Here is a 21,758-nt window from a genome sequence, read left to right as displayed (position 1 = left end):
ATCTAAGGATTAAAAAGTGTTTAAATCTTTAATTCAAAACTCGAAACTCAAAACTCAAAATTATTGTTGAACCCTTCCACTTAAACTTTTGAACGATCTGTCAAAATTTCATAACCAGTTTCCGTCACCAACACAGTATGCTCAAACTGAGCAGACATAGCATTGTCAACCGTTACAGCAGTCCACTTGTCAGAAAGCGTCCGAGTGTACTTAGAACCGGCATTCAGAATTGGTTCGATCGCCAATGTCATGCCCGCTCGCAATTTCACGTTCGGCATTTCCCGCGTGCGAAAATTGAAAACCGACGGTTCCTCGTGCAAATTTCGCCCGACACCGTGGCCGGTAAACTCCTCAACGACGCTAAAACCGTTGCTTTTGACATGATCTTCGATCGCACCAGCCAGATCGAGCAAATAGGCTCCAGCCTTCACTTGTTCGATGCCTTTGTAGAGAGCTTCTTCTGCGACTCGGATTAATTTTGCCGATTCGGGAGTCACTTCCACAACTGCGATCGTAATGCAAGAATCGCCGTGAAAACCTTGATAATATGCCCCAGTATCTACCTTGAGAACATCTCCTGCCCGAATTACTTTTTTGGCGCTGGGGATGCCGTGAACAACTTCGTTATTAATGCTAGAGCAAATCGATCCCGTGAAACCGTGATAGCCTTTAAAGCTGGGAGTTGCACCCATTTCGCGGATGCGTCTTTCGGCATAAGCATCCAAATCAGCAGTAGTCATTCCCGGTTTTACCATTAGGGAAATTTCTTTGAGTACCGTTGCAACGATTTTCCCTGCCTGTCGCATAATTTCGATTTCGCGTTCCGACTTAATTTCAATGCCTCGACGCTGTTTTTTGACTTGTGGTGCTTGAGTTGGACCAGAAAGCAGACTGCTAAAAATATTCATGTATTGATGGCGGGTAATTTTGTACTTTGACGGCAGGTTGAAGCAAAAAACGGCAAAAATCCAGTTTTTTGTGGAAAAACGAGTGTCTTGTTCCGAACTGTCGATCGCTTGTCCTTTTAGCTAGCTTAATATTTTTCTCACTAATCGGCACGGGATTGGGGGGTCAACAAAGCGGTTTTAACCGCCGAGTCTGTCGGTTCAGGATTTCCGAGCATTCCTGTGAGGTTAGCAATTGCGGCAATTAACTTAGTTATGTCAACTGGTTTAGATAAGTGCATCTGGAAACCAGCTTCCAGCGCTTGCTGGCGTTCTTGCTCTCTCGCGTAAGCCGTCAGGGCGATCGCAGGCATCTTTCCACCCCTAAGCACTTCCATTTCTCTCACCCGCGCGATCAACTCGTAGCCGTCTGCTTCCGGCATTCCAATGTCGCTCAGCAGCACATCCGGCCAATAACTCTCCAGTGCAGCTAGAGCCCCGGCCACCGATGCCGCCGATCGCACCATAGCTCCTTGGTCCTCGAGAAAAGCAATCAAAAACTCCCGCGTGTCATCGTCATCATCCACCACCAGCAATTGCAAATTAGCCAGAGTGGGGAGAGTCTCTGTCGCCTCATTGAGTTCCGACCAATCATCCTCTGCACATTGGGTCTTCCTCTGAGCAATAGGTAGAGCCACCGTAAATTTCGCACCTTCGCCCGGATTATTCTCTGCATACACCTTACCGCCGTGCTGTTCCACCAAGTGACGGACGATCGCCAATCCCAGTCCCAAACCCCCGTAAGACCTAGTTGTGCTGCTATCAGCTTGGCGGAAGCGATCGAAAACATAAGGCAAAAAATCAGGAGCGATACCAATGCCGCTATCAATTATCTGAATGTGAGCCTCATCTCCAACTGACTCTAACCGCACCTCTACTTTACCCTCTTGGGGACTAAACTTAATTGCATTTGACAGCAAATTCCACACAATTTGCTGCAAGCGATCGAAATCGCCGATCACTTCACCTACATTTGGACTGCACGTTAATTCTAGGACTATTGATTTTTCCTCAGCCAGGGGCTGCAAAGAATCTATTGCTAGGTTGATCACAGATTCCAACCGAATCGGATGCATATTTAAATTTAGTTTCCCCCGCAGAATCCGCGAAACATCTAAAATATCTTCAATGAGTTGCGCTTGAGATTTAGCATTGCGCTCAATTGTTTCTAGGGCTTTGTCAATAGTGTCTTGGTCAAATGTTTTGGTACGAAGCAGCCTAGACCAGCCGAGAATTGCATTTAAAGGAGTGCGGAGTTCGTGAGAGAGAATAGCTAGAAATTCATCCTTCATCTGATTAGCTCTCTCAGCTTCTTGCCGCGCCACTTGTTCGCGGATTAGTCTGCCGCGTTCTTCCTCTGCTTGCTTGCGGTCTGTGACATCTCTAACCGTGCCCACGTGACCGATCAGTTTTCCCAAATCTGAAAACATTGGCGACGACTGCACGTGAATCCACCTCACGGTTTCGCTACCAGCTAATCGAAACTCGTTAGAATATTCCTGGCTTTCTTTAATCCAAGCTAACCAATCTGCTACTACGCGATCGCGATCTTCTGGATGAACTTCCCGCTGCCAAACCTCTGCCAAACTTTCCTCCAATGTTAACCCACAAATCGCTTGACAACGGGGATTGATGTAAGTACAGCGACCTTCAACGTCAGCCAAGTAAATTCCTAGCGGCGAACAAGCACACAAAGTGCGAAACCGCTCTTCACTTTTACTTAGTTCACTATTAACAGCAGCTAACTGTGTTGCTTGCTGCTTCACCTCGACTGTTTTTTGGAACAATTCCACAAATACCTGCACCTTCGAGGTCAATATTTCCGGTTCTAAGGGTTTGAACAGGTAATCCACCGCACCCAGAGAATAACCTTTAAACACGTGGGTGTCATTACTGCTGAATGCTGTGATAAAAATAATCGGAGTCGCTCGCGATCGGTCTCTAGAGCGAATCAATGTTGCTGTCTCAAATCCATCCATTCCCGGCATCTGCACATCAAGCAAAATTACTGCAAAATCTTCATTAAGCAGACATCTCAGAGCCTCCGCGCCCGAACTAGCTTGTACTAGATGATAAGAGGGGCTGTTGAGGATAGCTTCTAGAGCTACCAAATTTTCTGGGCGATCGTCAACTAAAAGGACATTTACTCGATGGGGGGACTGCAGATTCATAATTTTTTTAATCTTTCATTCTTAGCAAATTGACTAAACAGGGAGCGATTTTGGAGAGGGGTAAAATCCAGTCTACTTCAACATTTGCGATCGCCGACGCTGGCATGGTCGGGCATAGAGCTGAAGCCGGTTCCTCCACGAATGTCAATCCTCCCTCAGCTTTAATTTTTGCCAGCCCTTTACTGCCATCCGAATTAGCTCCCGTTAAAATTATGCCAATAACTTTCTCCCCAAAGGCATCCGCAGCAGACTCAAACAGCACATCGATTGAGGGCCGCGCGTAGCAGACAGGAGCCTCAGTTGATAGTGCAAATTTAGGAGTTCCGCGATTGCGGATTGGGGAGTTGGAATTATGGATTGACTCCACTGCCACGCTCCCCCATTCTGTAAAGTCGTTTTCATACAGGATCAACTCCTCGTCAGAGGGCGATTCTATTAGCAAGTGATAGTCAGCAGGAGCCAAGTAAACCCGTCCAGGTACGATCTCCTCTTTGTCTTGGGCCTCTGTGACTTGGAGAGAGCTTTGCTTTTGTAAAAAATAAGTAAGCCTATTCTGAGAACTCTTATGGCGGTGTTGGACAATAACTACAGGCAAAGGAAAGCTTTGTGGCAAATCTGCCAGCAGAACAGTCAGAGCCTCTAGCCCTCCCAAAGACGTGCCCACAACCACTATTTCAAAATTTTTTTTATTTAATTCTCCGGTAGAGTTTATCACTATTTTCAATGGGTTCATAGTATTTTTCATAAGGTGTAAAAGTCAGAGACTCCTGATGTCCTAGTCCTAAAACTCCAAACATTCCCAAGCTCTCATAAAAAAGCTTGTGTACCCGCTCTTGGAGGTGTGAATTGAAATAAATCATCACATTACGGCATAAAATAACATTAAATTCATTAAAAGAATTATCCGTTGCTAGGTTGTGGTGAGCAAAGACAATATTATCTTTAAGTGAAGAGCGAAAAATCGCATTTTCATAGGCAGCAGTGTAATACTCAGAAAACGCTTTCTTGCCCCCCGCTTGGTGGTATAGTTGCGTATATTCTTGCATTTGTTTCAGCGGAAATATCCCTGTTTTAGCTGTTTTCAAAACTAATTCATTCATGTCCGTAGCGTAAATCCGACAACGGTCATACAGTCCTTCTTCTTGCAGCAAGATTGCCATAGAATAGACTTCTTCTCCCGTTGAGCATCCAGCGTGCCAAATCCGAATAAAAGGATAAGTACGCAACAGCGGCACCACTTTACTTCTGAAACTAATGTAAAAACTGGGATCGCGAAACATCGCCGTTACATTGACAGAAATGTCTAGCAGTAAACGATCTAAGTAAGCAGGATTGTGAAGTACCTTTTCCTGAAGTGCAGAGACAGTGGTGAGCCGTTCCGAGCGAATAGTGTTCCAAATACGGCGCTTGAGAGAGGCAAAAGCATAATTGCGAAAATCAAATCCGTAATAGCGAAACATTCCCTCTAGTAGGAGTTGAATTTCGATTGTTTCAAGTTCATGGCTTTCGGGCATTTTTAATGACTAATTGGTTATTGGGCATTTTTGACAGTTGAATGTTGAATATTGAATGTTGACTGTTGACTGTTGACTGCTGACTGTTGACTGTTGACTGCTCACTAATGACAACTGACAATTGCCAACAGTCAACAGTCAACTTCCAACTGACTCCATTATCGATAAAGCCAGACACGCAGCAGCGAGAGCAACTGTTCCGTATCAACAGGTTTGGTAATGTAGTCAGACGCACCAGCTTCGATACATTTTTCCCGATCGCCCTTCATAGCTTTCGCAGTCAGAGCAATCATTGGCAACGAAGCAAATTGAGGCATATTACGAATTGCTTGCATGGTTTCGTAACCGTCCATCTCTGGCATCATCACGTCCATCAACACAATATTTATCTCAGGCGTATTTTGCAATTTAGCAATGCCCTCTCTGCCATTTTCAGCATACACAACTTCCATTTTATGGCGCTCCAGCATACTTGTGAGGGCGAAAATATTCCGCATATCGTCGTCAACAATCAAGACTGTTTTGCCCGCCAGCGTCGAATCTGTCTGATACAATTGCTCTAGCATTTGGCGCTTTGGTTCGGGCAGATTTGCTTGCACTCGGTGCAAAAACAAAGCGGTTTCATCTAACAGGCGCTCAGGCGATCGCACATCTTTAACAATGATTGTTTCCGCCATGCGCTTGAGTTGAGTTTCTTCGGATCTTGTCAACTCTTTGCCCGTATAAATAATAAGCGGCAGACTTTTCAAATTAGCCTCTTGCTTGATCTGCTCTATCAGTTCAAAACCAGTCATATCTGGTAGTCCCAAATCGAGTACAACGCAGTCAAAATGCCCCGATCTCAAAATTTCTAGCGCCTCTGCACCACTCCCCACAGCCGTGGTAGAAACATCGTGATTGCCGATTAAATCCACAATACCTAGACGCTGTGTTTCGTCGTCTTCCACGACTAGCAAATTCTTCACTGGTCGCTCGACAAACCCCTTAATATCAGTCAAAGCTTTGCTCAATGCTTCGCGACTGACAGGCTTTTGTAAGTAGGCGATCGCCCCTAACTGCAAACTGCGCTGCCGCCCTTCTTCAACTGATACAATGTGAACCGGAATGTGGCGCGTACTTGGGTCGTGCTTCAACCGATCGAGCACTGTCCAGCCATCCATCACAGGCAAATTTAGATCCAGCATAATCGCAGTTGGCTTGAACTCTCGCGCCATCGCCAAACCGATATCGCTCCGCAAAGCCACCAAACCTTTAAAACCCTGTTCCTGCGCCATATCCAACAGAATCCGAGCGAAGTTTACATCATCTTCAATAATCAAAAGCACGCGATCGTCACTCTCAATATTTTCTCGATCATCAGAGATTAAAGGTGAGGGGTAAGGCGCGATCGGCAAGTGGAAATTCGGCAAAGGAAGTGCGAGAGGATTAGCAGTGGGTAATTGAGGCGTTTGCTTGCCCGTTCCCGAACCCGTTTCATTCATTATTCGCGATTCTTGGTAAGTTTGTGGCAGATAAAGCGTGAACTTACTACCCTCACCAGGGCGACTTGTCAATTTAATTTCTCCACCTAACAAATTAGCGATTTCTCTACTAATTGACAAACCCAAACCCGTGCCCCCGTATTTGCGGCTAGTGCTACCATCTGCTTGTTGGAAAGCCTCAAAAATAACCCTGTGTTTTTCAGCAGAAATCCCTATCCCGGTATCGCTAACTGAGAAAGCCAAAACAGTAGGGGAACTCCTTAAACTTTCTATCTCTAAACTCCACCCTTCCCGCACTACTTCGACACGCAATTTCACCTCACCTCGCTCTGTAAACTTAAACGCATTAGAGAGGAGATTCTTCAAAACTTGTTGCAGCCGTTTAGCATCAGTATAGAGACCTTTTGGCAACCCAGCCTCAAGATCTATTTTAAAACTCAACTTCTTATCCTGGGCGATTTGGCGGAAAGTCCGATCCAAATGATCTCGCAAGTCCGTAAACAACACTTGCTCAATTTCCACCGACATCGTGCCGGATTCAATCTTAGCGAGATCCAAGATGTCATTAATCAGCCCCAGCAAATCATTTCCCGCCGAGTAAATTGTGCGCGTGTATTCAACTTGCTTCAGAGTCAAATTGCCTTCAGTATTGTCAGAAAGCAATCGAGCCAGAATCAACAGCGAATTTAGCGGAGTTCGCAACTCGTGAGACATATTTGCCAGAAACTCCGACTTATACTTAGAAGTTAGAGCCAACTGTTCTGCTCTTTCTTCCAACAACCCCCTCGCCTGTTCGATATCTCGGTTTTTCCGCTCCACTTCCTTATTTTGCAGCGCTAGCAATTCCGCTTGTTCTTCTAGTTCTTCATTCGTTTGTTGCAACTCTTCCTGCTGACTCTTTAACAGTTCCTCAGATGCACGGAGTGACTGCGCTTGTTGTTCGAGACGCTTGTTAGTTTCCGTTAGTTCTTTTTGCTGAGTTTGTAACTCTTCTGCCAAAGACTGTGACTGTTTCAGCAACTCTTCCGTCCGCATACTCGCCGCAATTGTATTTAAAACAATGGCGATACTTTCTGTAAGTTGGTCGAGGAATGTCAAGTGTATTTCGCTGAATCTGCGGAACGAAGCTAACTCGATTACTGCCGTCACTTGTCCCTCAAATAATACGGGTAAAACCACCACATTCAGCGGCGTAGATTCTCCCAGTCCCGATCCAATTTTAACGTAGTTTTCCGGCACTTCGGTCAACAGTATCCGTTCTTTTTCCAGGGCGCACTGTCCTACCAAACCTTCGCCTAAATGGAATCTATTTCCTAACTGTTTGCGTTCGCGGTATGCGTAGGTACTTAACAGTTTGAGGAACGGATCGTGTTCCACAGATTCCATCATAAAGAAGACGCCATGTTGAGCAGACACTAGCGGCGTCAATTCTGAGAGAATTAGTTTAGAAACTGTTTCTAAGTCCCGCTGACCTTGTAGCATTCGAGTAAACTTAGCAAGGTTGGTTTTCAGCCAATCTTGCTCAGTATTTTTCTGCGTAGTCTCCCGGAGATTGGCGATCATCTGGTTAATGTTGTCCTTAACGATCGCAACTTCTCCTTCCGTGGCGACGGAAATTGACCTCGTTAAATCGCCTCTGGTAACAGCAATTGCCACTTCGGCGATCGCCCGCAACTGAGTAGTCAAATTCGCCGCCAATTCATTCACATTATCCGTCAAATCTCGCCACGTCCCCGCCGCGCCCGGAACCTTCGCCTGGCCGCCCAATTTCCCTTCAATTCCCACCTCCCGCGCCACGGTAGTAACTTGATCGGCAAACGTCGCCAGCGTATCAATCATCTCGTTAATCGTATCTGCCAGAGTCGCAATTTCTCCCTTAGCTTCCAGCATTAATTTGCGCTTCAAATCGCCATTCGCCACCGCCGTCACAACCTTAGCAATACCCCGCACTTGCGCTGTCAAATTCCCCGCCATCGAGTTTACATTGTCGGTTAAATCTTTCCAAGTTCCCGCAACTCCTTTCACCTCAGCTTGACCGCCCAATTTACCCTCAGTTCCCACCTCCCGCGCCACCCGCGTTACCTCAGAAGCGAAGGAATTAAGCTGATCCACCATCACGTTAATAGTGTCTTTCAACTCCAGAATTTCACCTTTAACATCCACGGTGATTTTCTTAGACAAATCGCCATTTGCCACCGCTTTCGTCACTTCCGCAATATTCCGCACCTGCGCGGTCAAATTCCCCGCCATCAAGTTTACGTTGTCGGTTAAATCTTTCCAAGTTCCCCCTACACCCCGCACGTAAGCTTGCACGCCTAATTTACCTTCCGTTCCCACTTCTCTCGCCACCCGGGTTACTTCTGATGCGAAGGAACTCAACTGATCCACCATGATGTTAATCGTGTTTTTCAGTTCGAGAATTTCACCTTTTACATCTACTGTAATTTTCTTCGACAAGTCGCCATTTGCCACCGCCGTTGTCACTTCAGCAATGTTACGCACTTGTGCTGTTAAATTCCCCGCCATCGAGTTAACTGAATCCGTTAAATCTTTCCAAGTTCCAGCAACTCCTTTAACTTCAGCTTGCACGCCTAATTTCCCTTCGGTTCCCACTTCCCTAGCAACCCTGGTTACTTCTGAAGCAAAGGAATTTAACTGATCCACCATCGTGTTTACGGTGTTCTTCAGTTCAAGAATTTCACCTTTAACATCTACAGTAATTTTCTTCGACAAGTCGCCATTTGCCACCGCAGTAGTAACAGCCGCAATATTCCGTACTTGTTCGGTTAAACTACCCGCCATGAAGTTAACGCTATCCGTTAAATCCTTCCAAGTTCCTGCTACGCCTCGGACATCCGCTTGACCGCCGAGTTTACCTTCGGAACCCACTTCCCTAGCAACCCTGGTTACTTCAGATGCAAAGGAATTAAGCTGATCCACCATCACGTTAATGGTGTTTTTCAGTTCTAAAATTTCGCCTTTAACCTGTACCGTAATTTTTTTAGATAAGTCGCCGTTAGCAACAGCCGTCGTCACCTCAGCAATGTTGCGGACTTGTGCTGTTAAATTCCCGGCCATTGAGTTAACTGAATCCGTTAAATCTTTCCAGGTTCCTGCTACTTCCTGCACTTCAGCTTGCACGCCTAATTTCCCTTCGGTTCCCACTTCCCTAGCAACCCTGGTTACTTCAGATGCGAAGGAATTTAACTGGTCAACCATCGTGTTGACGGTGTTTTTTAGTTCGAGAATTTCCCCTTTAACATCTACGGTAATTTTCTTAGATAAATCGCCCTTTGCCACAGCGGTTGTCACTTCAGCGATGTTCCGCACTTGTGCTGTCAAACTGCCTGCCATGAAGTTAACGCTATCCGTTAAATCCTTCCAAGTTCCGGCAACTCCTTTAACTTCTGCTTGACCGCCAAGTTTGCCTTCGGAACCTACTTCTCTCGCCACCCGCGTTACTTCAGAAGCGAAGGAATTTAACTGATCCACCATGATGTTAATCGTGTTTTTCAGTTCGAGAATTTCACCTTTAACATCTACAGTAATTTTTTTAGATAAGTCCCCATTTGCCACAGCAGTCGTCACGTCGGCAATGTTCCGTACTTGTGCGGTAAGATTGCCGGCCATCGAGTTAACTGAATCCGTTAAATCTTTCCAGGTTCCTGCAACTCCCCGCACTTCAGCTTGCACGCCTAATTTGCCTTCGGTTCCCACTTCCCTAGCAACTCTGGTTACTTCAGATGCGAAGGAACTCAACTGATCCACCATGATGTTAATCGTGTTTTTCAGTTCGAGAATTTCACCTTTTACATCTACTGTAATTTTTTTGGATAAATCGCCATTTGCCACCGCCGTTGTCACTTCGGCAATGTTACGCACTTGTGCTGTTAAATTCCCCGCCATCGAGTTAACTGAATCCGTTAAATCTTTCCAGGTTCCGGCAACTCCTTTAACTTCAGCTTGCACGCCTAATTTCCCTTCGGTTCCTACTTCCCTAGCCACCCGCGTTACTTCCGACGCAAAGGAACTCAACTGGTCTACCATTGTGTTAACAATTTGCGCTGTTTGGAGGAATTCTCCTTTGAGGGGTCTGTCTTCTATTTCTAAGGCGATAGTTTGCGATAAATCTCCTTTTGCTACGGCCCGAATTACTCTGGCGGTTTCAGAGGTTGGTTGCACTAAATCTGTAATTAGGGTATTGACAGAGTTGACGCTAGCTGCCCATGACCCCTCGGCGCTGCCAATGGTGGCCCGCTGGGCGATTTTGCCTTCTTTACCGACAACTGTGCCGATCCGCTCGAGTTCGGCTGCCATTCTCTCATTGAGATCGATAATGTCGTTAAGTTCGTCAGCAATTTTCCCGGCTAGACCCGTCTGGTCTATGGGCATCCGAACTGAAAAGTCCCCTTTTTTGACTGCCACTAAGGTTCTAAGTAACTGTTTGGCATAGGCATTATTGGAATTGGGGCTTGTTATCTGTGCAGTTGACATGACCGTTACCTTTGACGAGTTTGAAGGGGAAGGGGGGAATATTTTTGAGATTATTGATATTATCCGACTAAAGCAGTGTCTGATTGCTTCTGTCGAAAGATGGATGACAAATTGCTGTTTATCAGCTATTTTGTTATTCGTTATTTTATACTGGTTCGCAGGCTCTTCTTGGTAACCAGTTAATTGTCGGGTGTCAGGAACAAGCCCGAAAGCCGGTTCCACCCTGTTCTACAAAGAGTGAATTTTATTGTAGGGCGGGCAGGATGCCCGCCCTACAGATTACCAACTGCGATTATTTCCAATTTTGCCACGAACTATTGAAAATAGAAGTACCCGGAAAGGCGATCGGATTGGCATTTTGTTGCAACCGCAACTGTAACACTTCCAAGTTTGGCTCGCGGGAGGGCAATTCGTCCACTAATTCATAAGGTAGAATCCCCTTTTCTAGGGAAAAAGCAGCCGTAACTCCCGCCGCCGCACCTGCAGACCATTCAAAAGAATGCACTCGATAAGCAGCCGCCGCTGTGTGGCTAACAGCAATACTTTTACCTGCCACTAACATATTGTCAATTTTCTGGGGAATCATTGCCCGCAGCGGAATTTGGAAGGGATAAGCTTGCCCTTGACCTTTGCGAGTGCCTTCGCGTTCGGTATTTCCCGGTGCTTCCGGCGGACTGTTGGTCATGCAGGGGTGAAAGTCGATCGCATAATGACCGATACCCACAGAATCAGGATAAATCGTAGCGCGCGATCGCGATTTTGTATCCTCAACAGATTGACTTCCCACAGCCAAAGCCGGCGCATTCAAACCACCCACAGCCAACCACAAATTGCGATACTCTTCCTCCGACAAATTCTGGCGGTAAAAATCAGCCGTAAAGTCAGTGCGAGACATATCAACTTCCCACACCGTAAAACCTTGAGGCTGATTGAAACTCGGCCGCCCAATAATACGTCGGCCCTCCCGCATATAAGGATATTTAGAAAGTCCGTGCACCGTCCCCATCGGCGAATCGAACCCACTCAAAAAACGATTGTTTGGATTAGGCTTTTTGACTCCCTCTCCTAGCTGCGAGTCAGTAGTTCCTGTCACCAGCCAGTAGAAAAATCCTTTGGCATTTTCCTCTCCCTTACGCAAAGTTTCCGTTCGCAAACCGCCCATCCATCCCCCCGGTTGCAGTTGACCTGCTGCTTCCAACTGTGCGCGAGAATAAATTAAATTATCCTCAGCAGAACCGGGACGATAGTCATTGCCCCAAGTCCAGTTTTGCATCGAAATATCCCCCGGATAAATCGGGAATTGCTTCGGGTCTGAAGGTCGCTTTTGATCCGGTCTCATGCTCCTGATTTGGCGGTAGGTAAAAACTAAGGGAAAGCTCGCCAATCTCTGCAATTCGTAGCTGTAGTAAGGAGCATATTGTTGATAAAAAGACGGCACTTGATGCTGCTGCGGTTCCTTCGTTGCCTGCATCGCAAAGGTGTAGGTAAAACCTTGAGTGCAGTAAGCATCGCCGCTTGGGCTAGCGGAGGAAGGTTCGAGTGGGGAACGCGGGTCAATTCCGAGGCGGTAGGGAACATCGGTAAGTCCGATCAATTCGCCTGTTTCTGTGGCATCTACAACGTACCAATCAGCACCTTTAGGTTGAGAATTGGACTGGTTAGGTGGTTTAGGAATAAACCTAATAATAGTTTTGTTAAATCGCGGAGAATTTTCGTAGCGATAGGCATCTTCGATCGTCTGAGAAAGAGTTTCGGTATTGAGTGGTGGCGTGTTGGCGGCAGGTTTGTGTTGAATGGCGATCGCACTTTTAATTTGTTGGCCCCCAACCGCATTCCCCACCACAGCAGGAGTAATTGCTAGTTCTTTAATAACCGTATTGGGAAACCATTTCAGCGTGCCTTTGCCTTTTCTAGCTGCATCCTGCAAGATGTTAAATAGAATTTTGTGACCGTCGTAGGGCATGAAACACGAATAGCTAACCCAACAGCCTCCGGGATTTAGCCGGCCGTAATGTTCCTCGATCCGCCCCCGCAATTCGAGGTAGCCACGGGGGTAAAATAAGAGCGATCGCTGAGTCTCTCTTTCATCGAGTGCGGAAGTTCCTTGCGAGGAAATTTGACCGCCTACCCAGTCAGTAATTTCAGTAAGGCAAACTGTGCGCCCCGCCAGCAAACCTTCGTAAGCGGTAGCAGCGCCTGCGAGCCCGCCGCCTGCTACTAGAATGTCGCAAGTTTCTGCATTGTCTGGATTGCGCGGAGGTGCGGCAAATACTGGCGAAATGCTCCCAATCGCGGAAATGATGCCGAGGGTGAGGCTAAGGATCGATCGACTTTTGAGCAAAAATAGATAGTGTCTAAGTTTCATCAGAGATTGTGGAATTAATTTTGACATAGCGCGAAAAACACTCATGCCATCTAAATGTTTATTTTGCAGTATACTGGTATTTCGTGGTGTTGTCAGGGAAAACTTTTTTAGATAAGAGGCATTAATACCAGTAACAACTATTGAACAGCCGGCTCTACCTTATGCTCAAAATCGTCAAATTTTTTAGATCATTGATTCCTTTTGAGAGTTTAACAATTACCACCAGTTTAACTTTTTCGGAAGTTTTACGCAGGTTGGACGAAGTTGTTACTCCTCCCAAAGTTTTTAGAATAATTATACCCTTTGGTCCGCCACCTCCAAAACCTTATGAAGGAACAATTTCTGGCAAAACATTCAAAATTAATCGCATCATCATCGGTAGAAATTTATTGTTCCCAATTATAGAAGGAGATATACATACTCAACAGTTCGGTTGTTCCATCAAAATTAGGATGACTTTACATAAAATAGTTATAGGACTTCTGATTCTTTGGCTGTGGACAACTGGCAGTATTGGAATGTTTTCATTATTTGCTTGGTTAGTCGAACCCTCCGTGGGAGCAATATTTTTACCAATTTTAGGAATGTTTATTTTTGGTTGGCTTTTATGCTTGATTCCCTTTAAAATAGAAGCAAAAGCAGCTACAAAATTTTTGTCTATTCTCTTAACCTAAAGTAATTTGTAACGGCAATATTTTAGCTGTAATATTAAAAATAATTTAGGTTCACCGATCGTCAGCAGCGGTAAAAAAACTCCAAATTTATGCGTCAAAACCAACTCAAACAAAAAATTAAACAAGGCGAAACCGTCCTCGGTTTATTTATAAACTGCGCTTATCCCGCATTCATGGAAATATGCGGTCACGCTGGATTCGATTTCGCAGTTATCGATATGGAACACGGCCCTCTGAACCCGCTTGCTGCTGAAGATTTGTGTCGCGCCGCCGACTGCACTGGAATTGCACCGATTATTCGCGTCCGCAAAAACGACGGGCCGCAAATTCAACGAGCTCTTGACATCGGCAGTGCAGGCGTTCAAGTACCTCAAATTGAAAGCAAAATCGATGCCGAAACCGCTGTCAAAAGCGCTAAATACAGTCCTCTGGGTACGCGAGGCCTTTCCTTCGCTACGCGGGCAGGACTTTACACCGCTGCAGGTACAAATATCACCGATCAACTCAACAAAGAATCGTTGGTTGTGATTCATGTCGAAGGCAAAGCTGGCATCGACAACCTGGCAGAAATAGTGACTGTCCCAGAGGTGGACGTGATTTTTCTAGGGCCTTACGATCTGTCACAGTCGATCGGCATTCCCGGCCAAGTCCGCGATCCCCGAGTCATCGACATGATGCAGGAGGCAGTGCAAACCATCCGCAAAGCAGGCAAAGCGGCCGGTACTTTTGCTGACAACCCCGAAATCGCCCAGCAGTGGATTGATGCTGGCGTTCAGTACGTCACACTTGGGGTCGATGTTGCCGTTTTCCTGCGCGCCTGTCAGTCGCTGGTGAAAGCGGTCAATCGATTTTAGATTTTAGATTTTGGATTTTGAATTAAAAGAAGAACCAGCCCCCGGATTCATCTTGCAAGCTTTACGATATCTTTGCAATTTTTGTAATGTCTTTTACGACACATACAAAAAACCTGCGCTAGAGTAGAAGCATACACCTCCTCAAGGCAAAATCAGGGAGGGGAGCAAGGCTTCAGGAAGTAAAATCTATGAAAACCGTATTAGAATCCATTCATTTGGATTATGCCTTCATGTTTACTTTCAAAAAAGTAAACTCTATTAAGCTAGAAGGTTTCAAGGAATTTTTTGACGATATGCCTGTCGATCCGTATGTGAAAGGTAAGTATCGTTCTAGAAGATTATCGCGGTTTACAGTGAACGGAGATGAGTTAGTTAAGTTACCTCACGGCTATTTGTATCAAAGCAAAACATACAATCCGCTAGTGGGTGATATCAAGCGGGAATTTGCCGAATTGGACGATCGGCTAATTGCCCTCGATAATTTCAAACAGATGATTTTTGCTTTTTTCGATTCCTGCAAAATTCACCCGGAAGCTGAAATCGGCATCCATCAAATCAGGACTACTTGTTCGCCGCACAATTTCGGCAACCCCGCACCGGAAGGCATTCACCAAGACGGTACTGATTTTATCGGGATTTTCTCGGTTGACAGAACTAATATTGTAGGCGGGGAAACGCATTTGTACTTGGCTAAAAAAGAGAAGCCTGTTTTTAATAAAGTTCTGCAGCCAGGGGAATTGCTGTTAGTTAACGACCACGAGTTTTTCCACTTTACTACGCCGATTAAACCGGAATCTGAAGGGGTGGGAACCAGGGATGTCTTTGTGCTGACTTCTCCGAGTTTGCTTTGCGATTGAGGATACAGTCTTGGACGCATAACCTAATGAAGTAGGGTGCTGAAGTAGGGTGCGTACTCCGCACCTTACTTCGATTACCGATTACTGCATCTCACAGAGCACCTTTTGGTTTCGCCCCCACCCATCTCGATCGTGGTTAATGCTTGGGAAAATCGATTCCTGAAATGGATATTCCTTCCATCTTCTGCACATATCGTCCTTGAGCAGCGACACATTCTGCCATTTTTTTAGCTTGTATGGGTTGACTCCTTGGATCGGGCGAGATACCTCTATACTCCCATGTACCGCGAATGTCGCCAGAGAATGCTTTTCCATTGTTTTTTAATACTAGCTCTGTGCCAGTTGCATCAATATAGAATTTCCCATTTTCTAAAGACACGCTGCTAATTGTGATAGATTCGACTCCTTTGTAGGGATTTGCAGGACCATCGACGATCTTGATGCAGATTCTATTGTTTTGATGTGCAATCTCTCTACGGGAGTTATTGAACATTGTTCCTTGAGCGTAGTAAGCTCCTGTGGGGAGAATTGTAGATCTCTGTTGATTACTTTGAGCAGAGGACAATGATGAGATTGACAGAAGGATAGAACTAACAATTAGTGTTTCGAGCCACAAAAATTTCATTTGCAACAAAACTCCATTAAAATTATTTTTTCAGATTCTACACGATCGCAGGTGCTCTATAAACTTCTTTAGAGTTCTTGCAAAAGTCAAATTTACCCCCCGCCAGTCCCCCCATATCTGGCTATAGATCTAGTAACTATCACAAGCCGTACAAATCTCCTCTGAAGACCAAGGGATCTCGCCCTTCACTCTGTTCTGGCTGCTTTTGGAGGAAACTGTAGACCGAGATCCCTCCTAACATAAATCTTTATTTGTATTTTTTAAGAAATGTAAAAATTAATATTTTTTTATTGGAAATTTAAATTTTGCTTAAAGTGCAAGCTAGTCTTTATATTAGAGGGTAAATCTACTTACAAATTGATAATTGCTAAAAAAATGTGTATTTCTTATTTAAATAGGCTGCAAAAATGATTAACTTAGCTGGCTACGAGATTACCAACCAAATACATGAAAGTAACAATTCTTTAGTTTACCGAGGATTGAGAAAGCAAGACAACCAACCAGTCATTCTCAAATTTCTCAAGCAAGATTATCCGATGCCAGCTTCGTTAGTCAGATACAAGCAGGAATACGAAATTACACGCAATCTTAACCTAGAAAGTGTACCTAAAACCTACAGCTTAGAAAAATACCAGAACAGTTTGGCGATCGTTTTCGAGGATAGTGGTGGAGAATCATTAAAGCTGTGGTTGGCCGCTCAAAAACTTACCTTAGAAGAGTTTTTGTCAACCGCTATTAAAATAACCAGAGCTTTAGGTCAAATTCATCAACATAACATTATTCATAAAGATATCAACCCCAGCAATATTATTATTGACTCGACAACCGGGCTAGTCCAAATCATAGATTTTGGCATCTCTACTGTTTTAACTCGTGAGAATCCTACCCTAAAAAATTCTAATGTTTTAGAAGGCACTCTGAGCTATATATCGCCGGAACAAACAGGCAGAATGAACCGAGCGATCGACTACCGCACTGATTTTTACTCATTAGGAGTTACTTTTTACGAACTTCTAACGGGGCAACTGCCATGGGATTACAACGATGCAATGGAATTAGTACACTGTCATATTGCTAAACAAGCAGTACCGCCCCATGAAATCAATCCAGGAATAGGAATTCCTAAAACGGTTTCAGATATAGTAATGAAGCTGTTAGAAAAAACTGCTGAAAAAAGATACCAAAGTGCTTGGGGACTGCTCGCCGATTTAGAAAAATGCCGAGAACAAATACAGGCTAAAGGAACGATTGCTGATTTTGCGATCGCCCAAAAAGATATTACGGATAAATTTCAAATTCCCCAAAAACTATATGGGAGAGAACGAGAACTAGAAACCTTGCTAGCCGCGTTTAATCGCGTCAGCAATGGCACGAAAGAAATTATGTTAGTGTCGGGTTATTCTGGGATTGGTAAATCCGCCTTAGTGCAAGAAGTTTATAAGCCGATAACTAAGGCAAGGGGTTATTTTATTGCCGGAAAATTCGATCAATTTCAACGCAATATTCCTTACTCAGCGATCGTTAAAGCTTTTCAGTCCTTAGTCAAGCAACTGTTAACTGAAAGCGAAATCCAACTCAATAGCTGGAAAGAACAACTTTTAGTGGCTTTTGGTGATAACGGTCAAATAATTATAGATGTCATTCCCGACATAGAACTCATCGTTGGCAAACAGCCACCCGTCCAAGAATTAGGGGCTACGGAAGCGCAAAACCGTTTTAATTTAGTCTTTCAAAAATTCATCCGGATCTTTGGCTCTGTGGAGCATCCCTTAGTCATCTTTCTGGACGATTTGCAATGGGCTGACTCCGCTACTCTGAAACTGCTGCAAGTAATGATGGCAGATGAGGAAACAAAATATTTATTTCTAATGGGTGCTTATCGAGATAACGAAGTGAGCCCCACACATCCCCTGATAATGACTTTGGAGGGGCTGCAAAAGCAAGAGGCTACTATTAACCAAATTACCTTAACTCCCTTAGATATCGGACATATCGCTAACTTGATAGCTGATACTGTGCGTAGGGATAGAGGCGCAGTCATGCCCCTAGCTGAGTTAGTCGTGGGTAAAACTCAAGGCAATCCTTTTTTTGTCAATCAGTTTCTCAGAACTCTCTATGAAGAAACCCTCCTGAATTTCAATTTAGTGCAAAGAAGCTGGGATTGGAATATTTCAGAAATCGAAGCAGTAGGCATTACCGATAACGTTGTTGAGTTGATGGTCTGTAAATTGAGAAAAATGCCCGATTCAACTCAACAAATTTTACAATTAGCCGCTTGCGTTGGCAATAGTTTTGACTTAAATACTCTGTCTGTTGTTCATGAAAAATCTCCCGCTGAAACCTTTCAAAAGCTATGGCCAGCCATTCAAGATGGACTAATTTTAGCCACTTCTGAACTCGGCGTAACAGAAGAAGAAATCGTTCAGTCTCATCTCGTTATTACTACTTATAAGTTTTTGCACGATCGCGTGCAACAAGCAGCTTATGCTCTGATTGAGGAAACTTCTAAAAAAACAGTTCACTTACAAATCGGTCGCCTGCTGTGGCAAAATACCTCACCAGAGAAACGAGCGGAAGAGATATTTGCGATCGTCGATCATTTGAATCTGGGAATTGAACTCATTAGTGATGAATCCGAACGAACTGAAATTGCCAAACTTAATTTAACCGCAGGTCAAAAAGCTAAAGCAGCAACGGCTCATGCTGCGGCTACCCAATATTTGCAAGCAGGTTTGGGACTGCTAGCAAATTCTAGCTGGACTCATCATTACGAACTGACATTAGCACTACATACCGAAGCAGCAGAAGCAGCATTTCTGAGTGGTGACTTTGACCGGATGCAGAAATTAGCTGAGGTCGTGCAAAACTGTTCCAAAAACCTATTGGAAAAAATAAAAATCTATGAAGTCCAGATTCAAGCTTCCGTGTCGCAGAAAAAGCTACTAGAAGCCGTTAATACAGCGTTAGAAGTTTTAAAGCTCTTAGGGGTGGAGTTTCCCTCTCAGCCAAACCCGTCAGATATTGGGCAAGCACTGGGGGAAACGGCGGCAATTTTGAAGGGGAAGCGAATTGAGGATTTAAGTGACCTGCCTCAAATGACAGATCCCTATAAACTAGCAGCTATGAGACTTATATCAAGTATCTTTGCTCCTGCATACATTGCTGCTCCACAACTGTTGCTCTTGACGGTGTGCAAACAAGTAGATTTATCCGTCCAATATGGTAATGCTTCCGTTTCTCCCTTTGCTTATGCCAATTATGGTTTTCTTCTTTGTGGAATTGTGGAGGATATTGATTCGGGTTATCAGTTCGGTCAATTAGCTTTAAGTCTATTGTCAAAGTTAAATGCTCAAGAAATTAAAGCAAAGACAGTTGTCCATGTAAATATATTTACCCGACATTGGAAAGAGCATCTGAGAGAAACCTGCGAGCCTTTAGTGTCTGCTTACTCTAGCGGAATAGAGACAGGAGATTTAGAATATGCAGGCTTTAGTCTAATACATTCCTCCTGTGCAGCTTACTATAGTGGCCAAGAACTGACTGTGCTGGACAGAGGGATAGCAATTAACAGAGATGCTATTTATAATGTCAAGCAAGAAATAGCACTTAATTATATAGAAATAAATTGGCAAGCTATATTAAATTTGTTGGGAAAAAGCGAAAAACCTTGCATTCTGAAGGGTGAAGCCTGTGATGAGGAGCTGAAGTTGCCATTATACCAGCAGGCAAAGGACAAATCGGCAGTTGCATACATATATTTGAACAAAATTTACCTTTGTTATTTGTTTGAAAATTACTCAGAAGGCATTGAAAATACTGCTCTAGCAGAGAAGTGTTTAGATGCAATGGTAGGATTGCCCGTTATTCCTATATTCCATTTTTACGATTCTTTGGTGCGGTTGGCCGTGTATTCTGATACTCCACAGTCAGAGCAACAGGGCATTCTTGACAGAGTACAAGCTAATCAAGAGAAAATGCAAAAATGGGCGCATCATGGGCCAATGAATTATTTGCATAAATTCTATCTAGTAGAGGCAGAACGGCATCGGGTTTTAGGGGAAAAAGTAGAGGCAATCGAAATGTACGACAAGGCTATTTCCCTTGCTAAAGAAAACGAATACACCAACGAAGAAGCACTCGCTCACGAACTCGCCGCCAAATTTTACTTGGCATGGGGCAAAGACACGATCGCCCAAGCTTATATGCAAAACGCTCATTATAGCTACCAAGCTTGGGGCGCTGTAGCTAAAGTTAAGCATTTAGAAGAAAAATACGCCCAATTCCTAGCTAGAACCTCAGCCAAGACAACAACTCAAACGAACGTTAACACAACAACCAATGCGCCTAATAGCACTAGCACCAATTTGGGAGAAACGCTCGATTTGGGCACAGTAATGAAAGCTGCCCAAGCAATTTCAGGTGAAATAGTTTTGAGTAAGCTACTAGAAAGGTTGATGAAAATCGCCATCGAAAATGCAGGCGCTGAAAAAGGATTTTTAATTTTAGAAAAAGCAGGAAACTGGGCAATTGAGGCTGAAGGTTCGGTGAAGGAGAATGAAGTTAGCGTGCTGCGATCGCTTCCCCTCAATGCAGAAGCTGCTTCTGGGGAAACGCCAAAACTCGCAAGTGCGATCGCCCACTACGTCATCCGCACCCAGGAAAACGTAGTTTTAAATAACGCCACCCAAGAGGGACAATTTACCCGCGATCCTTACATTGCAGCCACTCAACCGAAATCGATTCTCTGCACTCCTCTGCTGCACCAAGGAAAACTGACAGGAATTCTTTACCTAGAAAATAACCTCACAGAAGGAGCTTTCACTACAGATAGGCTAGAACTGTTAAAATTGTTATCGGCCCAAATAGCAATTTCCATAGAAAATGCCCAACTCTACAATAACTTGCAGGAGTTCAATCAAAACTTAGAGCAATTAGTGTGCGATCGCACCCACGAATTATCCAACACGCTGGATGCTTTAAAAGCGACTCAAAGTAAGCTAGTGGAATCTGAAAAGATGGCATCGCTTGGAGGATTAGTTGCAGGCGTCGCCCATGAAATTAATACTCCCATCGGCGTTGGTGTCACCGTTGCGTCAGCTTTAGCAGAACATACTACAGAATTTGCTTCTACTTATAAAAGTGGCAAAATGAAACGCTCGGAACTCGAAGAATTTTTGGATATAGCCACCACTAGCAGCAACTCTCTTCTAACCAATCTCAATCAAGCAGCAGCATTAGTTCGGAGCTTTAAAGAAGTAGCAGTCGATCGATCGAGCGAAGAACGGCGAACCTTCTTGGTAAGAGATTATCTCGATGAAATTTTAATCCAATTAAAACCCAAATTGAGAAATACCAAACATTCGATCGAAATTAAGGGAGACACCAAAATAGCCCTAGATTCTTATCCAGGTGCATTATCCCAAGTTATCACAAATTTGCTGATGAACTCTCTGATTCACGCTTACGAACCGGGCGCTAGTGGAAAGCTGGCTTTTGATTGGCAGCAAGAGGGATCTCGACTTAGCTTTGAATATTCCGATGATGGTCAAGGCATTCCCCCAGAAAATTTAAGTAAAATTTTCGAGCCCTTCTTTACTACCAAACGCGGTCAGGGTGGTAGCGGGTTGGGATTGCATATTGTCTACAATTTAGTAACCCAAAAACTTCTGGGTGAAATAGAATGTAAAAGTGAGGTCGGAGCAGGCACCAAATTTATTATTAAGCTACCCGTCCCAATCGATTCAGAACCGTAGTTTCCTAAATCCCAACATCAGTAACA

11 protein-coding genes are annotated in these 21,758 nt (G+C 44.4%); 4 read left to right on the top strand and 7 right to left on the bottom strand.

Going from position 1 to position 21,758, the window contains the following annotated elements; genetic code table 11:
* Positions 1-80: 80 nt before the first annotated feature.
* From map to QUA23_RS09860, 6 genes are all read right to left on the bottom strand, one after another.
* Positions 81-908, bottom strand: a complete 828-nt coding sequence (map, locus tag QUA23_RS09885; RefSeq protein ID WP_333075521.1) for a type I methionyl aminopeptidase — start codon at positions 906-908, stop codon at positions 81-83.
* Between the two features lie 140 nt (positions 909-1,048).
* On the bottom strand, positions 1,049-3,115 hold the full coding sequence (locus QUA23_RS09880) for a response regulator (protein ID WP_333075522.1): 2,067 nt from the start codon (positions 3,113-3,115) through the stop codon (positions 1,049-1,051).
* A gap of 7 nt (positions 3,116-3,122) precedes the next feature.
* The gene (locus QUA23_RS09875) at positions 3,123-3,830 is read right to left on the bottom strand and encodes a chemotaxis protein CheB (protein WP_333075523.1); all 708 of its coding nucleotides are present in this window, start codon (positions 3,828-3,830) and stop codon (positions 3,123-3,125) included.
* Positions 3,802-4,629 (bottom strand): protein-glutamate O-methyltransferase CheR, encoded by an 828-nt coding sequence (locus tag QUA23_RS09870; RefSeq protein WP_333075525.1) that lies wholly within the window; start codon positions 4,627-4,629, stop codon positions 3,802-3,804. Before QUA23_RS09870 ends, QUA23_RS09875 begins: the two co-directional genes overlap by 29 nt.
* Before the next feature lie 158 nt (positions 4,630-4,787).
* On the bottom strand, positions 4,788-10,604 hold the full coding sequence (locus tag QUA23_RS09865) for a HAMP domain-containing protein (RefSeq protein WP_333075527.1): 5,817 nt from the start codon (positions 10,602-10,604) through the stop codon (positions 4,788-4,790).
* A 292-nt stretch (positions 10,605-10,896) separates the two neighbouring features.
* Positions 10,897-12,969 (bottom strand): FAD-dependent oxidoreductase, encoded by a 2,073-nt coding sequence (locus tag QUA23_RS09860; protein WP_333075528.1) that lies wholly within the window; start codon positions 12,967-12,969, stop codon positions 10,897-10,899.
* A 161-nt stretch (positions 12,970-13,130) separates the two neighbouring features.
* On the opposite strand from QUA23_RS09860, the gene QUA23_RS09855 reads away from it, so the two are divergent.
* The 3 genes from QUA23_RS09855 (at position 13,131) to QUA23_RS09845 (ending at position 15,354) form a co-directional block, all read left to right on the top strand.
* Positions 13,131-13,643, top strand: a complete 513-nt coding sequence (locus tag QUA23_RS09855; RefSeq protein ID WP_333075530.1) for a hypothetical protein — start codon at positions 13,131-13,133, stop codon at positions 13,641-13,643.
* An 89-nt stretch (positions 13,644-13,732) separates the two neighbouring features.
* Positions 13,733-14,497, top strand: a complete 765-nt coding sequence (locus QUA23_RS09850; protein ID WP_333075531.1) for an aldolase/citrate lyase family protein — start codon at positions 13,733-13,735, stop codon at positions 14,495-14,497.
* Between the two features lie 188 nt (positions 14,498-14,685).
* Positions 14,686-15,354 carry a 2OG-Fe dioxygenase family protein gene (locus tag QUA23_RS09845; protein WP_333075532.1) on the top strand — a complete coding sequence of 223 codons (669 nt, stop codon included), beginning with the start codon at positions 14,686-14,688 and terminating at the stop codon, positions 15,352-15,354.
* A gap of 136 nt (positions 15,355-15,490) precedes the next feature.
* Here the strand turns inward: QUA23_RS09845 and QUA23_RS09840 are convergent, their stop codons facing one another.
* Entirely contained in the window at positions 15,491-15,979 is a 489-nt protein-coding gene (locus QUA23_RS09840; RefSeq protein WP_333075533.1) for a hypothetical protein, read from the bottom strand.
* A gap of 407 nt (positions 15,980-16,386) precedes the next feature.
* Here QUA23_RS09840 and QUA23_RS09835 point away from each other — a divergent pair, with 407 nt between their 5' ends.
* Complete coding sequence (locus QUA23_RS09835) at positions 16,387-21,732, top strand: ATP-binding sensor histidine kinase (protein WP_333075534.1); 5,346 nt, start codon at positions 16,387-16,389, stop codon at positions 21,730-21,732.
* Positions 21,733-21,758: the final 26 nt, after the last annotated feature.

The organism is Microcoleus sp. Pol1C5, assembly GCF_036701115.1.
Taxonomy (GTDB): Bacteria; Cyanobacteriota; Cyanobacteriia; order Cyanobacteriales; family Microcoleaceae; genus Microcoleus.
This window is presented reverse-complemented; position numbering and strand designations above follow the sequence as displayed.

Bases quoted from the DNA above. Each gene is read 5' to 3' on its own strand.
- map (WP_333075521.1), bottom strand. From the start codon at position 908: ATGAATATTTTTAGCAGTCTGCTTTCTGGTCCAACTCAAGCACCACAA.
- QUA23_RS09880 (WP_333075522.1), bottom strand. From the start codon at position 3,115: ATGAATCTGCAGTCCCCCCATCGAGTAAATGTCCTTTTAGTTGACGAT.
- QUA23_RS09870 (WP_333075525.1), bottom strand. From the start codon at position 4,629: ATGCCCGAAAGCCATGAACTTGAAACAATCGAAATTCAACTCCTACTA.
- QUA23_RS09865 (WP_333075527.1), bottom strand. From the start codon at position 10,604: ATGTCAACTGCACAGATAACAAGCCCCAATTCCAATAATGCCTATGCC.
- QUA23_RS09860 (WP_333075528.1), bottom strand. From the start codon at position 12,969: ATGAAACTTAGACACTATCTATTTTTGCTCAAAAGTCGATCGATCCTT.
- QUA23_RS09855 (WP_333075530.1), top strand. From the start codon at position 13,131: ATGCTCAAAATCGTCAAATTTTTTAGATCATTGATTCCTTTTGAGAGT.
- QUA23_RS09850 (WP_333075531.1), top strand. From the start codon at position 13,733: ATGCGTCAAAACCAACTCAAACAAAAAATTAAACAAGGCGAAACCGTC.
- QUA23_RS09845 (WP_333075532.1), top strand. From the start codon at position 14,686: ATGAAAACCGTATTAGAATCCATTCATTTGGATTATGCCTTCATGTTT.
- QUA23_RS09840 (WP_333075533.1), bottom strand. From the start codon at position 15,979: ATGAAATTTTTGTGGCTCGAAACACTAATTGTTAGTTCTATCCTTCTG.
- QUA23_RS09835 (WP_333075534.1), top strand. From the start codon at position 16,387: ATGATTAACTTAGCTGGCTACGAGATTACCAACCAAATACATGAAAGT.